The 13,465-nt window shown below is 62.4% G+C and carries 18 protein-coding genes; 6 read left to right on the top strand and 12 right to left on the bottom strand.

All coding sequences use genetic code 11. The annotated features are described in order from the left end of the window. Nucleotides 1-36: 36 nt before the first annotated feature. The 5 genes from JF290_RS18965 to fabD all read right to left on the bottom strand — a co-directional run bounded on the left by JF290_RS18965 (nt 37) and on the right by fabD (nt 3,839). Nucleotides 37-780, bottom strand: a complete 744-nt coding sequence (locus tag JF290_RS18965; protein WP_199026471.1) for a 1-(5-phosphoribosyl)-5-[(5-phosphoribosylamino)methylideneamino]imidazole-4-carboxamide isomerase — start codon at nt 778-780, stop codon at nt 37-39. A 99-nt stretch (nt 781-879) separates the two neighbouring features. Further along, a complete protein-coding gene (locus tag JF290_RS18960; RefSeq protein ID WP_199026470.1) occupies nt 880-1,419 on the bottom strand; it encodes a GNAT family N-acetyltransferase in 540 nt (179 codons plus the stop codon). Between the two features lie 143 nt (nt 1,420-1,562). Further along, nucleotides 1,563-1,796 (bottom strand): acyl carrier protein, encoded by a 234-nt coding sequence (locus JF290_RS18955; RefSeq protein WP_199026469.1) that lies wholly within the window; start codon nt 1,794-1,796, stop codon nt 1,563-1,565. Nucleotides 1,797-2,109: 313 nt separating this feature from the next. Continuing rightward, complete coding sequence (fabG, locus tag JF290_RS18950; RefSeq protein ID WP_199026468.1) at nt 2,110-2,847, bottom strand: 3-oxoacyl-ACP reductase FabG; 738 nt, start codon at nt 2,845-2,847, stop codon at nt 2,110-2,112. A gap of 53 nt (nt 2,848-2,900) precedes the next feature. Continuing rightward, entirely contained in the window at nt 2,901-3,839 is a 939-nt protein-coding gene (fabD, locus tag JF290_RS18945; RefSeq protein ID WP_199026467.1) for an ACP S-malonyltransferase, read from the bottom strand. Between the two features lie 145 nt (nt 3,840-3,984). Between fabD and JF290_RS18940 the strand changes: the two genes are divergently transcribed. Continuing rightward, nucleotides 3,985-5,220 carry a cytochrome b/b6 domain-containing protein gene (locus JF290_RS18940; RefSeq protein ID WP_199026466.1) on the top strand — a complete coding sequence of 412 codons (1,236 nt, stop codon included), beginning with the start codon at nt 3,985-3,987 and terminating at the stop codon, nt 5,218-5,220. A 12-nt stretch (nt 5,221-5,232) separates the two neighbouring features. On the opposite strand, the gene JF290_RS18935 is transcribed toward JF290_RS18940, so the two are convergent. Both JF290_RS18935 and JF290_RS18930 read right to left on the bottom strand, forming a co-directional pair. Then, the gene (locus tag JF290_RS18935; protein ID WP_199026465.1) at nt 5,233-5,817 is read right to left on the bottom strand and encodes a YceI family protein; all 585 of its coding nucleotides are present in this window, start codon (nt 5,815-5,817) and stop codon (nt 5,233-5,235) included. Between the two features lie 78 nt (nt 5,818-5,895). Next, entirely contained in the window at nt 5,896-6,468 is a 573-nt protein-coding gene (locus JF290_RS18930) for a YceI family protein (protein WP_199026490.1), read from the bottom strand. 212 nt (nt 6,469-6,680) lie between these two features. Between JF290_RS18930 and rpsF the strand changes: the two genes are divergently transcribed. From rpsF to rplI, 3 genes are read left to right on the top strand one after another with little or no spacing between them, the layout of a single operon-like run. Then, nucleotides 6,681-7,034: a 30S ribosomal protein S6 gene (gene rpsF, locus JF290_RS18925; protein WP_199026464.1), complete on the top strand. Its 354-nt coding sequence runs from the start codon at nt 6,681-6,683 to the stop codon at nt 7,032-7,034. A gap of 29 nt (nt 7,035-7,063) precedes the next feature. Continuing rightward, on the top strand, nt 7,064-7,291 hold the full coding sequence (gene rpsR / locus JF290_RS18920; protein ID WP_005852865.1) for a 30S ribosomal protein S18: 228 nt from the start codon (nt 7,064-7,066) through the stop codon (nt 7,289-7,291). Between the two features lie 13 nt (nt 7,292-7,304). Then, nucleotides 7,305-7,946 carry a 50S ribosomal protein L9 gene (gene rplI / locus JF290_RS18915; protein ID WP_199026463.1) on the top strand — a complete coding sequence of 214 codons (642 nt, stop codon included), beginning with the start codon at nt 7,305-7,307 and terminating at the stop codon, nt 7,944-7,946. A 79-nt stretch (nt 7,947-8,025) separates the two neighbouring features. Here rplI and JF290_RS18910 read toward each other — a convergent pair whose 3' ends face one another. Together JF290_RS18910 and JF290_RS18905 are read right to left on the bottom strand one after the other, a co-directional pair. Further along, on the bottom strand, nt 8,026-8,616 hold the full coding sequence (locus JF290_RS18910) for a hypothetical protein (protein WP_199026462.1): 591 nt from the start codon (nt 8,614-8,616) through the stop codon (nt 8,026-8,028). Nucleotides 8,617-8,625: 9 nt separating this feature from the next. After that, nucleotides 8,626-9,045, bottom strand: a complete 420-nt coding sequence (locus JF290_RS18905) for a DUF1330 domain-containing protein (protein ID WP_199026461.1) — start codon at nt 9,043-9,045, stop codon at nt 8,626-8,628. A gap of 202 nt (nt 9,046-9,247) precedes the next feature. Between JF290_RS18905 and JF290_RS18900 the strand changes: the two genes are divergently transcribed. Both JF290_RS18900 and tig read left to right on the top strand, forming a co-directional pair. Then, a complete protein-coding gene (locus tag JF290_RS18900; RefSeq protein WP_233155593.1) occupies nt 9,248-9,697 on the top strand; it encodes a transglycosylase SLT domain-containing protein in 450 nt (149 codons plus the stop codon). A 289-nt stretch (nt 9,698-9,986) separates the two neighbouring features. Further along, on the top strand, nt 9,987-11,318 hold the full coding sequence (gene tig / locus JF290_RS18895) for a trigger factor (protein WP_199026459.1): 1,332 nt from the start codon (nt 9,987-9,989) through the stop codon (nt 11,316-11,318). A gap of 170 nt (nt 11,319-11,488) precedes the next feature. Here tig and JF290_RS18890 read toward each other — a convergent pair whose 3' ends face one another. The 3 genes from JF290_RS18890 to JF290_RS18880 form a co-directional block, all read right to left on the bottom strand. Next, the gene (locus JF290_RS18890; RefSeq protein WP_199026458.1) at nt 11,489-12,268 is read right to left on the bottom strand and encodes a RibD family protein; all 780 of its coding nucleotides are present in this window, start codon (nt 12,266-12,268) and stop codon (nt 11,489-11,491) included. Beyond that, nucleotides 12,255-12,980: a class I SAM-dependent methyltransferase gene (locus JF290_RS18885; protein ID WP_328701302.1), complete on the bottom strand. Its 726-nt coding sequence runs from the start codon at nt 12,978-12,980 to the stop codon at nt 12,255-12,257. The genes JF290_RS18890 and JF290_RS18885 overlap by 14 nt, the downstream gene beginning before the upstream one ends. A gap of 62 nt (nt 12,981-13,042) precedes the next feature. Further along, nucleotides 13,043-13,438, bottom strand: coding sequence for a 6-pyruvoyl trahydropterin synthase family protein (locus tag JF290_RS18880; protein WP_199026456.1), 396 nt, complete (start codon nt 13,436-13,438; stop codon nt 13,043-13,045). Nucleotides 13,439-13,465: the final 27 nt, after the last annotated feature.

Below are 13,465 nucleotides of genomic sequence, written 5' to 3'. Positions count from 1 at the left end.
AAGGTTCTTATCCCAGCGCCGGCGCGTGCTTGTTCCCTACTGAAATTCGGCCACTTCCTCACGCCCCGGCCGCGCGACCGAAAGGGCCTCCGACAGCGCAAAGGTCTTTTCGAACAGCGGTCTGCCGACCAACGCGCCCCAGATGTTCTGGACATAGGTCAAACGGGCGATGTCATCGACACAGTGCACGACTCCGTTGGCGATCACCGGGATGCGCGCCTGCGCCGCCAGTCCCGAGATCAGGCCAAGTTGCGCATCCAAATCTTCGATCTCGCTGTCTATGTCGGTGATGATCAGCCCCGCAAACGGCGTGTCACCAAAGGCCGCGATAAAACCATCAGGTGTGAAAGCGCTGGGAGTCCGCCAGCCTTCTGTCATGACCTGTCCCCGCCAGACATCCACCGCCAGCACGATCTGATCCGGGTAGTACTTGGCCAACTCACGGACCAGGTCCGGATCGCGGGCGGCCAGGGTGCCGATCACGATGCGTCCCGCGCCGCGTTCGATCCAGCGTTCGACCGACTCGCGACTGCGGAATCCGCCACCCAACTGCACCGGGATACCGGCCGCGCGAATGATCTCGCCGATCAACTCGCTGTTGTCATCGCGGCCCTCGACCGCGTCGAAATCGGTTACATGCATCCATTCCGCTCCCGCAGTGGCGAAGCCGCGTGCGGTTTCGACGGGATCGACATGCCAGATCGTCGCCTGGTCCAGCCGCCCCTTCTCTAGCGAGACGCACCGTCCGCGCTGTAATTCGATCGTCGGAAAGACCAACATGGCCGCACTCCCTGCTGCCGGTTTCGGAACGCGGACAGGATAGCACAGTGGAGACATGCCAAATCGCGTAATCCGGCGCAGACTGACCCGTTTGCGGCGTCAGAGCGCGGCGGGAGGGCCGGTCCGCCGCAGCAGAACGACCGAATCGTCGCCATGCGTGATTTCCTGCATTTCCTCATAGCCCAACTTTGCTGCCAGCCGCAGCGAGCCGATGTCCTCAGCATGCACGGACGTCACAAGCTTGCCGGGCATGATCCGGTCGAACCAGTCATGCGCGGCAGAGGTCGCCTCGACGCCATACCCCTTGCTCTGCGCCTCGGGCGCAAGTACCCAGCCCGCCGCGGGGAACGGATCGAAGTCCGCCCCATAGCCCTGCGCGGAAAAGCAGAACCCGGTGTGCCCGACCATCCGCCGCGTTCGCTGCTCAGCGATGGCCCATTGGCCGAATCCCGTCATCTGCCAATGCCCCGCGTTGCGCAGGAACGCATTCCACGCCTCGCCACGCGACAACGGACGACCACCGGAAAAGCGGACGACTTCGGGCTGTGCCCAGATCTCTGCATAGCGGTCGAAATCCTCTGGCCGCATCGCGCGCAGGGTCAGACGGGCTGTGTTGATGTTGGGTGTCGCGCGGTTCATGTCTCTACCGCAGGGATTGCCTGTCTCATTGGCCCAATGACTGGCAGCAGCGCCCGCCTGGATGCAAGTCACAAGTCGTTCGGACAAAAAAAATCGGCGTTCCCCCGCCGGGGACCGCCGATCAAATTCTCCGGTCCGTTGCGTCAGGACGCTTCGGAGATGAATTTCACTGCATCGCCGAACGTCTGGATGGTCTCGGCCGCATCATCGGGAATTTCGATCCCGAACTCTTCTTCGAACGCCATCACCAGTTCGACGGTGTCCAGGCTGTCGGCGCCCAGATCGTCGATGAAAGAGGCACCTTCGACCACTTTGTCTTCTTCAACACCAAGGTGCTCCACAACGATTTTCTTAACGCGGTCTGCGACGTCGCTCATGATTAGTCCTCATTCCATAACGGGCATTTTGCCCAAGTCTGCCCTTGCCCGCTTCGGGGTAGGTTGGTTTTGCCCTTGTCAGGCGGCTAGATCCCGGTTGCCCGGGTAAGTCAGGCGCGGCCGACGGCCCCCTGCTGAAATATGCGCCGCCTATAGCATAGAGTTACGCCTAGGCAAACGGTTTACGATTACGGGCCGGAGGTCCAAACCCGAGCGGCAGATAGGGGCTTTCGCGAAACGAAACAAGCCTCAGATCATGCTGCATCTGCAAAGCAGGTCCGTGTATTGCACGACGCGCAACTTCGGCGCCGCCTTAAAGCATCGCCATCCCTCCGTTCACATGCAGGGTCGCACCTGTGACATACCCGGCTTCCGGGCTGGCGAGATAGAGCACTGCCGCAGCGATCTCATCCGCCTCGCCCATCCGACCTGCCGGCACCTGGTTCAAGATTCCTGACTTCTGGTCATCCGTCAGCTTGTCGGTCATGGCGGTTGCGATGAACCCGGGTGCCACCGCATTCACCGTGATGCCGCGGCTGGCGACTTCATAGGCGAGGCTTTTGGACATGCCGATCATGCCGGCCTTGGACGCGGCGTAGTTCGCCTGCCCCGGATTGCCGGTGGCGCCGACGACCGAGCTGATATTCACGATCCGTCCCCAGCGGGCCTTCATCATCCCGCGCATGACTCCCTTGCACAGCTTGAAGGTCGAGGTGAGGTTCACCTGCAGCACGCTGTTCCACTCATCATCCGACATCCGCATGAACAGGTTGTCGCGCGTGATGCCCGCGTTGTTCACCAATATGTCGACACCGCCCATCGCCTCGGCGGCCTGTTTCGGCAGCGCATCCACCGAGTCGAGGTCGCTGAGGTTGCAGGGCAATACATGCGCACGCTCGCCCAGATCGGCGGCCAGGGCCTCAAGCGGCTCGACTCGCGTGCCTGACAACCCGACCGTGGCACCGGCACAGTGCAGCGCGCGCGCGATCGCCGCGCCGATACCGCCCGAGGCACCGGTGACGAGCGCGGTTTTTCCCGTAAGATCAAACATATCCTGTTCCTTTCCTGCACCGTTGCGCGGTGCCGATAATCATGTGATCGCAGTCAGGCCGCCGAGTCCGCAGCGGCTTTCACCTCCTCGGGCGTGCCGACTGCACGGCAAACGATCGACCGGTCGATCCGCCGCACCATGCCCGACAATGCCTTCCCGGCGCCGATCTCCCAGATCTCGGTCACACCTGCCTGTGCCATCGCCATAACGCTCTCGCGCCACCGCACGGCGCCTGTGACCTGCTGCACCAGCAGGTCGCGGATACGGTCCGGGTCACTGACCGGCTCGGCCGTCACATTGGCGACCAGCGGCACGCTGGGCGCGGCGATCGTTACATCTGCAAGCGCCTTGGCCATCACATCGGCCGCTGGCGCCATCAGGGCGCAATGGAACGGCGCGCTGACCGGCAGCATGACAGCGCGTTTTGCGCCGCGCTCCTTCGCCATTTCGACCGCGCGCTCCACCGCCGCCTTGTTGCCCGACACCACAACCTGCGCCGGGTCGTTGTCGTTGGCGGCTTCGCAGACCTGCCCCTGCGCCGCCTCGGAGGCTACCTCGCGTACCGCAGCGAGTTCCAACCCCAACAGGGCCGCCATCGCGCCAACCCCGACCGGAACCGCTTCCTGCATGGCCAGACCCCGCGTGCGCAGCAGTTTCGCGGTGTCACTCACGCTCAGCGCGCCAGCTGCCGCCAACGCCGAATATTCGCCGAGCGAATGCCCTGCGACGAACTGCGCCTGCGACAGGGTGATGCCTTCCTCCTCGAGCGCCCGCAGCGCCGCAAGCGATGTCGCCATGAGGGCCGGCTGCGCGTTTTGCGTCATGGTCAGGGTCTCGATGTCGCCCGACCAGATCAAGTCGCTCAGTTTTTCGCCCAGCGCATCGTCGACCTCGTCAAAAACGGCCCGCGCAGCGGCATAGTTTTCGGCCAATGCCTGGCCCATGCCGATGGTCTGCGCGCCTTGTCCGGGAAAAACAAATGCTTTGCTCATATCCTGCCTCCGCTGTCCGACCTTGGCATAGCCCGCAGGCGGTAAAGAGGCAACGCCGCTTGCAAACAGCTTGCTCCTTCGGTCGACGCGCGCGTTGTCCAAAGCCGATTTTACCCTATTCTGAATTCATATCACGGAGCACCGAATGCGCCTTGCCAACACCGCCGCCGGATATGGCGTCATTACCAAGTCATTTCACTGGTTGACCGCGCTGCTGATCCTGACGGTGATTCCGCTCGGAATAATTGCCAAGGACATGGCCGAAGCACTCATTTTGCCCGAGGGCGGCGCCGATCCGGATACGATTGCGCGCGCGGCACTCCTGTTCTCGCTGCACAAGACGGTTGGGGTCGCGATCTTCTGCACGGCCCTCGCCCGCATCGCCTGGGCGCTGAGCCAACCCAAGCCCGGCCCCGTTTCGGCCGAGCAGCGCGTCCAGGTGTTTCTAGCCCGGACGGTGCACTGGTTGCTCTACGGCTCTCTGCTGCTGGTTCCCTTGACCGGCTGGGCCGCCCACTCGGCAGCTCCAGGGTTCGCCCCAATCCTCTGGCCCTTTGGTCAGGCCCTGCCGTTCATTCCCGCGTCTCCTCGCCTTGCCGATCTATTCTCGGGATTGCACGTCACGTTCGAGCGGGTTCTGGTGATCTCCATCCTCCTGCACGTGGCCGGCGCACTGAAACATCACCTGATCGATCGCGACACGACCTTGCAGCGCATGTGGTTCGGCCGGCACAACGGCACGCAGGTAACGCCTGCCCCCAAGGCCATCGCCCCCATTCTGGCCGCACTCGCGGTCTGGAGCGTCGCGCTCGGCATCGGTTTTGCAACCGGCCTCTACGATGACCAGCGCGGCGGCAGCCTCACCGATTCACCGCGTGCGACTTCCGGGTCGGACTGGCAGGTAACGGACGGCACACTCGGGCTCACGATCACCCAACTGGGAAGCACGGTCACCGGCAGTTTCAGCACCTGGTCGGCGGATATCACCTTCGATGAAACGGTCGAGAGCGGACGCGCGGGGATCGTCTCGGTGACCATCGCTGTCGACTCTCTCACTCTCGGGCTGGTCACAGAACAGGCGATGGGTCCGGAATACCTTGATACGGAGCGGCATCCGACCGCGCGCTTCGAGGGCGACATCCTGGTGACTGAAACAGGGCTGATCGCCGAAGGACCCCTGACGCTGAAAGGCGCCTCGGTGCCGGTTCGCCTGCCTTTCACGCTCGACCTCGCCAACGGCAGGGCCGACATCTCGGGCACAACACAACTCAATCGCCTCGACTACGATATCGGCTCAACCGTGACGGACGAGGGCATGCTGGGCTTTGACGTCGAAGTGTCCGTCACCCTGACCGCGACACGAGCGACGCCGGAGCAGTAACCGCCGTCGTACCTAGTCCTGCGCTCTCAACTCGGAATTGATCTCGATCCGGATCTCATCCGATCCGATCGGGACAAAGGCGCCCATGCCCCAATCCGACCGCTTGATCTCGGTGACCGCCGTCACACCCAGCCACTTGCCTTGAAACGGCTCGAAAAAGCGTCCCACGGGATGGTCGCCCACGTTGCGCACAGTGACATCGAACACCACCTCCCTTGTGACATCCTTGATGGTCAGATCGCCGGTGACCTTCACCGCACGCTGGCCAACTTGTTGAAATCCGGTCGATTGGAAGGTGATGTTGGGATAGCGCTCGACGTCAAAGAAAGTCGGCCCGCGCAGATCCCGGTCCAGTTGCGCGACTCCCGTCACCATGCTTTCCACCGGAATCGCGAAGAAGGCGTTGGATTGCGGAACATCATCCAGCGAGAATTGCAGCGATCCGTCAAACCGCGTGAATTCCAGCGATTGTTCCGAGAACCCCGCATGGTCCCAGTAGGCGCGCACCTCGGTGTGATCCGGGTTCGCCAGCCAGGTTTCTGCCTGAGCGGCCAGCGCGAACAGCAGAAAGGGCACCACGAACCTCAGGTGTCTCATGATCGGTTTCCTCGTTCTCGGGCCTTCAACCTGCTAAATCACGGTGGATCAGGCAAGCCCAAGAATCACGCGGCGCGCTCACTCGACGGCGAAGGCTTCGACGGAAATGCGCAACTCGACCTCGTCGCTGATAAAGGGGGCGAACTGGCCCATGTCGAAATCGGACCGGTTCAGTGTCGTGGTGGCGTCGAACCCGGCCCAGTCGCGAGCCTCCATGGGATGCGGAGCGGCCTGGTTCAGGCGCGCATCGAGAACGACCGTCCGCGTAACCCCGTTCAGGGTCAGATCGCCGGAGATCAGCGCGGTGGTCTCGCCAGTCACCTCGATCGCTGTCGAGGTGAAAGTGATCATGTCATGGGCTGCCGCATCGAGGAAATCGGGAGACGTGAAGGCATCGAACCGCGCCTGCCACCCAGTGAACATCGATACCGTCGGGATTGAGACGGACACGCTTGATCCCGCGGGATTGTTCCGGTCGAACAGGATGTCGCCGTCGAAGCCCGAGAACATGCCCCAGGTGGTCGAATAGCCAAGATGGTTGTAGCTGAACAGGACTTGGCTGTGACTGGGGTCCAGCCTGTAGGTTCGCGGTTCGGCAGACGCCATGCCGGCCCAAACGACAAGTCCCGCTGCCATCCATCCTGATCTCATCATTGCCCTCTCGCGCCCGCGAAATCTCTTGGTATTCTATCTGTCCTGCTCGGGGCGCATGGCAAGCGCGATCAAGCTTGCTCCCGAACACAAAGCGTGTATACGGAGCGCTCCTTTCGCAACCACTTGAACCGCGCAGTCTCTCGTGGCGGGGCCGCGGAAGGATCAGGCCCCACCTTTGAAATGCGCCTTGAAACAAAACAGGAGTCCACATGCCCCTCTATGAGCATGTCATGATTGCGCGTCAGGATCTGTCCAACACGCAAGCAGAAGGCCTTATCGAACACTTCGGCACCGTTCTGACCGACAATGGCGGCAGCCTCGTCGATCACGAATACTGGGGTGTCAAGACGATGGCCTACAAGATCAACAAGAACCGCAAGGGCCACTATGCCTTCCTGCGCACCGACGCCCCTGCGCCGGCCGTTCAGGAAATGGAGCGCCTGATGCGCCTGCACGACGACGTGATGCGCGTTCTGACCATCAAGGTCGACGAGCACAAGGAACTGCCCTCGGTGCAGATGCAGAAGCGTGACGACCGCGACAACCGTCGCGAGCGCCGTTGATCAAACGCTTGAGAAAAGGATTGTAAACCATGGCAGCCAAACCGTTTTTCCGCCGTCGTAAAGTGTGCCCCTTCTCGGGCGACAACGCACCGGCCATCGACTACAAGGACACCCGTCTTCTGCAGCGCTACATCAGCGAGCGCGGCAAGATCGTCCCCAGCCGCATCACCGCCGTCTCGGCCAAGAAGCAGCGTGAACTGGCCCGCGCGATCAAGCGCGCCCGCTTCCTCGCCCTGCTCCCCTACGCCGTGAAATAAAGGAGAATTTGACATGCAAGTGATCCTTCTGGAACGCGTGGCCAAGCTTGGCCAGATGGGCGACGTGGTCGACGTCAAGTCGGGCTATGCCCGCAACTATCTCCTGCCTCAGGGCAAGGCGCTGTCGGCCTCCGACGCCAACATCGCGAATTTCGAAGCGCAGAAAGCACAGCTCGAAGCGCGCAACCTGGAAACCCGCAAGGAAGCCGAAGCCCTCGCTGCCAAGCTCGACGGTCAGCAGTTCGTCGTGATTCGCTCCGCATCCGACGCGGGCTCGCTCTACGGGTCGGTGACCACGCGTGACGCGGCCGACGTCGCCACCGAGGAAGGCTTCTCGATCGACCGCAAGCAGGTCGTGATCGAACGCCCGATCAAGGAACTCGGCCTGCACAAGGTGTTGGTGACGCTTCACCCCGAGGTGACCGCGACGATCGAACTGAACGTCGCCCGCTCCCCGGACGAGGCTGAACTGCAAGCCTCCGGCAAATCGATCCAGGAACTGGCCGCCGAAGAAGAAGCGGCCGCCGAATTCGAGATCGCCGAACTCTTCGACGACATCGGCAGCGCGGCCTCCGACGATGATGACCTCGCCGAAGCCGCAGGCGTCGAGACGCCCGAGGACTCTGCCGAGACGGAAGACGACACCAAGGTCTGATCGTCGCCGCACCATCGCATTTCGAAACGCCCGGGACACATCGTCTCGGGCGTTCTTCTTTGGAGCGTGCAGAAGGTGATCAGGCTGACCGCGCCGCCTGCCCGCCCGACCGGCGCAGCACGCGGATCGCGTGAGCGGCCACAAGGGCGATGCCGCCGAACTCAAGCGCCACGTTGATCCCATACTTGTAGAGCAAATCGTTCAGATCGAAACTGAAGGCGTGGATCTCGGCTGCGCGCAGCAGCACGAAGCCTGCAAGGCAGGCCACCCCCAGAAACCCCGGCCAGACCCGCGCCATGCGCGGCATGAGGGCGAAAAATGCAAGGAACACTGCCGCAAGCAGTCCCGTCCCGAAAATCGCGACGAACCACAACTTGACCACGCCGCGCATCTCGTACCAGCCCTGCGCATGCGCCAGGCAACGCGCAACCTCCGTCAGACCGGTTTGCAGGTCCAGTTGCTTGTTGATCATCAAGGGGAACAGGACCAGCGCCAGCAACGCGCAAAAGACGCGCTGTTCCCGCTCGCCGGACCGCAGTGCCGCAAGGATGCACAGCAGGATGGTGACGCCATAGACAGCGACCGTAAGCCATCCAAGTACGCCGGGGTCGCCGATCCGGGGCGACCAGGCGCTCGTGATGCACGGCAGTGGCAGCCAGCCTCCAAACATACGCGTCGCTCAGTCGCCCCCGAAACCCGCCCCGAGAGAGAGCGGTTCCATGCGGATCAGCCGCGAATCCTGTACCGCCGCCTGCCTGTGCGCCATGGCAACGCGATAGTCGGGATCCTTCAGCATGGCGAGAAACGCACCCGGTTCCGGGTACTCGGCGATGAAACACAGATCCCATGTCTGGTCTCGGGGCCCGATGACCATTTGTTCCATCCGTCCACGCCAGACGATCCGCCCGCCGACCCGTTCCAGAACCGGCGCGCTGAGCCGGCCATAGGCCGCATAGGCCGCCTGCCCCGTCGATCTTGTGCCATCTTCATAGTTCGCCGTCTCTCGCAGCCGAACCAGGTTCAGCATGTGGACCGGCCCCGGCCGGTCATTCGCCTTGAACGCTTCGTACTCGTCTTTGCCAAACCCGGTATAGTCCATGATCGCCCTTCTTTCGCGTATTTGCGGCCAGACTGCGCGCTGTATCCGGCGGCGACAAGCCCCGGGCATTGGCAATCCTCCGCCCATGCGCGAACGGCCCTCTTGTCGAAGTCGGCTCAGCCGGTAGGAGTTCATAGGTGAGCAACTGCCAACCGGACCCCTCATGCCCGCATACACACGCCGCCGTGCCCTCGCCCTGCTGATGATCGGGGCCGCCACCTCCGCCTGCGCCACCCGCGACATTGCCGACGCGCCGCTCGAACCGCCGCTCTATCCCAACGAAACTCCCGAATTGCGGCGCCTCATCAACAACTACGCCGATCTCTACGAGATCCCCCGGCCCCTGGTGCACCGTCTCGCCATCCGTGAAAGCACCCATCGGCCCCATGCGGTCAACCGCCCCTACTACGGTCTTCTGCAGATTCTTCCCGCCACGGCCCGCTCGATGGGCTTCCGGGGCAAGCCCAACGATCTTCTCGATCCCGAAACCAACCTGAAATATGCCGGCCGGTATCTGCGTGGCGCGTGGCTGCTGGCGGACGGTAGTCACGATACCGCCGTGAAGCACTACTCCCGCGGCTACTATTACGAGGCCAAACGGCGCGGCATGCTAGTCGAGACCGGCCTCGTGAAACAGACCGTCATCGAGTGAAATGGCGCCGACAGGCGCTTTTTCCCTTCAAGTCCGATCCGATCTCCGTCTCTTGCCGATGTTTTCGCAAGCTGGTCGCGGGCGCAGCCTCGCGACCCACGACGGTTGGAATGGTACTGCCGGGCCAGATGAGGCTGCGACGCGATTGGCTGACGGTCATGGATGAATTGACGCGGGCAGAACGGCATTTGACACGCTATCCCCTTGCGCCGCGTCTCGGCGGCAAATAGAAGGCCACAAATTTGCACGCTGCGCGCCATGCGCGGGCCAGAACCTATGGGGAATCACGATGCAGGTCACCGAGACGCTGAACGAAGGTCTGAAACGCGGCTACGCGATCAAGGTCACAGCGACCGAACTGGAAGAAAAGGTCAACGAGAAGCTGGCCGAAGCACAGCCCGAGATCGAGATGAAAGGCTTTCGCAAGGGCAAGGTTCCGATGCCGCTCTTGAAGAAGCAGTTCGGTCAGCGCCTGATGGGCGAAGCCATGCAAGAGACCATCGACGGCGCGATGTCCAAGCATTTCGAGGACAGCGGTGACCGGCCCGCGATGCAGCCCGAGGTCAAGATGACCAACGAGGACTGGAAGGAAGGCGACGATGTCGAGGTCGCGCTCTCCTACGAAGCGCTGCCCGAAATTCCTGACGTCGACCTGAAGTCCGTCACCCTCGAGAAGCTGGTGGTCAAGGCATCCGAGAGCGATATCGAAGAGGCACTCGGCAACCTGGCGGAAACCGCGCAGGAATTCGAGCCGCGCAAGAAGGGCAGCAAGGCCAAGGACGGCGATCAGGTCGTGATGGACTTCGTCGGCAAGGTCGATGGCGAGGCGTTCGAGGGGGGGGCCGCCGAGGATTACCCGCTGGTCCTGGGCTCCGACAGCTTCATTCCCGGCTTCGAGGAACAGCTGGTCGGTGTGAAGGCCGGCGAGGAAAAGGCCGTGACCGTCAACTTCCCCGAGAACTACCAGGCCTCGCACCTGGCGGGCAAGGAAGCTGTCTTCGACTGCACGATCAAGGAGGTCAAGCAGCCCGTCGCCGCCAAGATCGACGACGAACTCGCCAAGAAGTTCGGTGCCGATGATCTCGCTGCGCTGAAGAGTCAGATCGGCGAGCGCCTCGAAGCGGAATACGCCGGCGCGTCGCGTGCGATCATGAAGCGCGCCCTGCTGGATGCGTTGGACGACATGGTGAGCTTCGACCTGCCGCCTAGCCTGATCGAGGCGGAAGCCGGCCAGATCGCCCACCAGCTTTGGCATGACGAGAATCCCGACGTGCAGGGGCATGACCACCCCGAGATCGAGCCGACCGAAGAACATGTGAAGCTGGCCGAGCGCCGTGTGCGCCTTGGTCTGCTGCTGGCCGAACTGGGCCAGAAGGCCGAAGTCGAGGTCAGCGATGCCGAAATGACCCAGGCGATCATGAACCAGGCGCGCCAGTACCCCGGACAGGAGCGCCAGTTCTTCGAGTTCGTTCAGCAGAACCCGCAGATGCAGCAGCAACTGCGCGCGCCGCTGTTCGAAGACAAGGTCGTCGACTACGCGTTCGAACTGGCGACGATCAGCGACAAGGAGGTTTCCAAGGAAGACCTCCAGAAAGCTGTCGAAGCGATGGAAAACGAATAAGTCCGAATAAGTTTCGGATGAAAAGGCCGCCCCGATCGGGCGGCCTTTCTTATTGGAGATCCGGGAACCCGTTTGACGTAACCCGGCATGCCGCCAATCCATGAAATTCACGTGGCTACACCTGGGTCTTTATCGATCCCAACAGCGCTGGCCACACCTCCGGACCGCAGCTAGTTTGCGCGTTCTTCGATCTGGCAGTCGAATAGAATGTCGGAGCCCAATGAGAATGCCTGCATGCTCGGACGAGGGGCATCCGCCAATCGCGAAGCCGGATTGGTCAGCGTCAAACCCTGCGGACCGCCTCCGATCAGCAGCGGCGAGATCGCGACATGGAGGCGATCCAGCAAACCCGCTTCGAGGAATTTGGAGATCGTGATGCTGCCGCCCTCGACGAGCAGGTTGGACAGTCCTTCCGCCCGCAACGCGCTGCTTATCTCGCTCGGGTCCAGCATTCCGTTTTCCGGGACAAGGCGGATCACGGTTATGCCTTGACTGCGCGGCCGGTCGACCGCTTGAATAACGATCCGCCGAACACCATCGTCTTGCAGCAGCGGCGCGCTGTCCGGCAGGCGACCGCCCGGATCGACCACGATACGGGCTGGATTCTGGCCGGGGCACAGCCGCACCGTCAGGCGGGGCGTATCATGCAGGGCGGTACGCACACCGATCACGACACCATCGACCAGGGCACGCATGCGGTGCAGATGCGCCAGCCCATCCGGCCCCGATACATCGCGTGCATCGCCCGTCACGGTGGCAATGCGCCCGTCCAGAGATTGCCCGATCTGCGCTACGGTCGCGGGTCCATTGCCCCTGTGCGCAAGTGGACCATAAAGGCTGAGTGCCAGATCTTCGCCAACGCTCCACAGATCTCCGCAGGCGCATGGCGTGGCATTTTTCAGGTGCAGGATATGCTCCCAGACGCGCGGAGTGACATCAACCTGTTGCATGGGCGGTTTCTGATCGTCTGTTCATAGGGATTGCCAAGACGTCACGGTGACCGACAATGCAGGTGGAACGCGCGGCATCGGCACGGCGGGCGTCTCCCCAAGCCTTTGCCTCGGTTGCACCGGCTTCTTCGGCGGCCCGGGCAATACCGTCCGTGAGCTGCCTTTGCAGCATGCTCATCTCGGGTGCCAGATGCCAGGGGCTCGCAACAGATGTCACATCGAACCCGGCCTGCTCAAAAATCTCCTGCGCCCGCGACGCGGCATTTGGGCCCAACGCCGGGCCAAAGCCCTTGTCGGTCAGCTGATGGGCATTGAAGGCTGCGGTCATGGCCGCGTCGTTAGGATGTTCCGGCTCCCATTTCATTTCGCCATCATAGATCAGCGTCGCATAGATCGGCGCGTTCAAACGTTCGGCCAGGTCGAGCAGCCAGGTTTCGGAAACTAGATCGAGCAGCGCCGATGCGGTGACAAGCGTCACGCCCTCCATCGGCAGGCTATCCAGGCAGGTCAGATCCGCCTGAACCGTTTCAACATTGCCACCGGCAGAGACCGCGCGTTGCAGGAGCTCTTCGTCGTTGTCCACGAGACGCCACTGAGCGCGTTCGTCCAGAGAGGGTGCGAAGGCGCGCATCGTGGCCCCGGTGCCGCAGCCCAGATCGAGGATGACAGGATCAGGACCGGCCGAGGCGACCGCGCTGCGCAACAGCGGCACATTCCGCGCCGCCAGGTCGGCCGGTTCGCGCAAGGCAAGCCAGGATGCGGAAAATCCCAAGGTCAGATGTCCCCTTCGAACCACGCACGGGCGACATGGCTTTCCTGCAGCGTAATGCGCAGGCGGCGGACGCGCCCATTATCGGACAGCGCCCCATTGCGGACCCGACCCGCCATCTGATCGAAGATGTGCTTGCACAGAAATTCGGTGGTCGTGAACTTGCCGGAAAACGCCGGGACCTCGTCGAGGTTCTTGTACCGCAACGGCGCCAGCGTGTCCGCCAAAGCCTCGGTGGCCAGACCGATATCGACCACAAGCCCATGCGCATCGATGTCTTCGGTGAAAAAACACGCATCGACGGTGAATGTCGCCCCGTGCATGCCTTGTGCCGGGCCGAAAACCTCGGCGGGCAGACTGTGGGCGATCATGATGTGGTCACGGACTTCTATGGCAAACATCTCGGCTCTTCTTTCTGATGGACATTT

The sequence above is a fragment of the Sedimentitalea arenosa genome (assembly GCF_016428585.1).
Lineage (GTDB): Bacteria > Pseudomonadota > Alphaproteobacteria > Rhodobacterales > Rhodobacteraceae > Sedimentitalea > Sedimentitalea arenosa.
The sequence above is the reverse complement of the archived record's forward strand: the minus strand, read 5'-3'. Positions and strand labels throughout refer to the sequence as shown.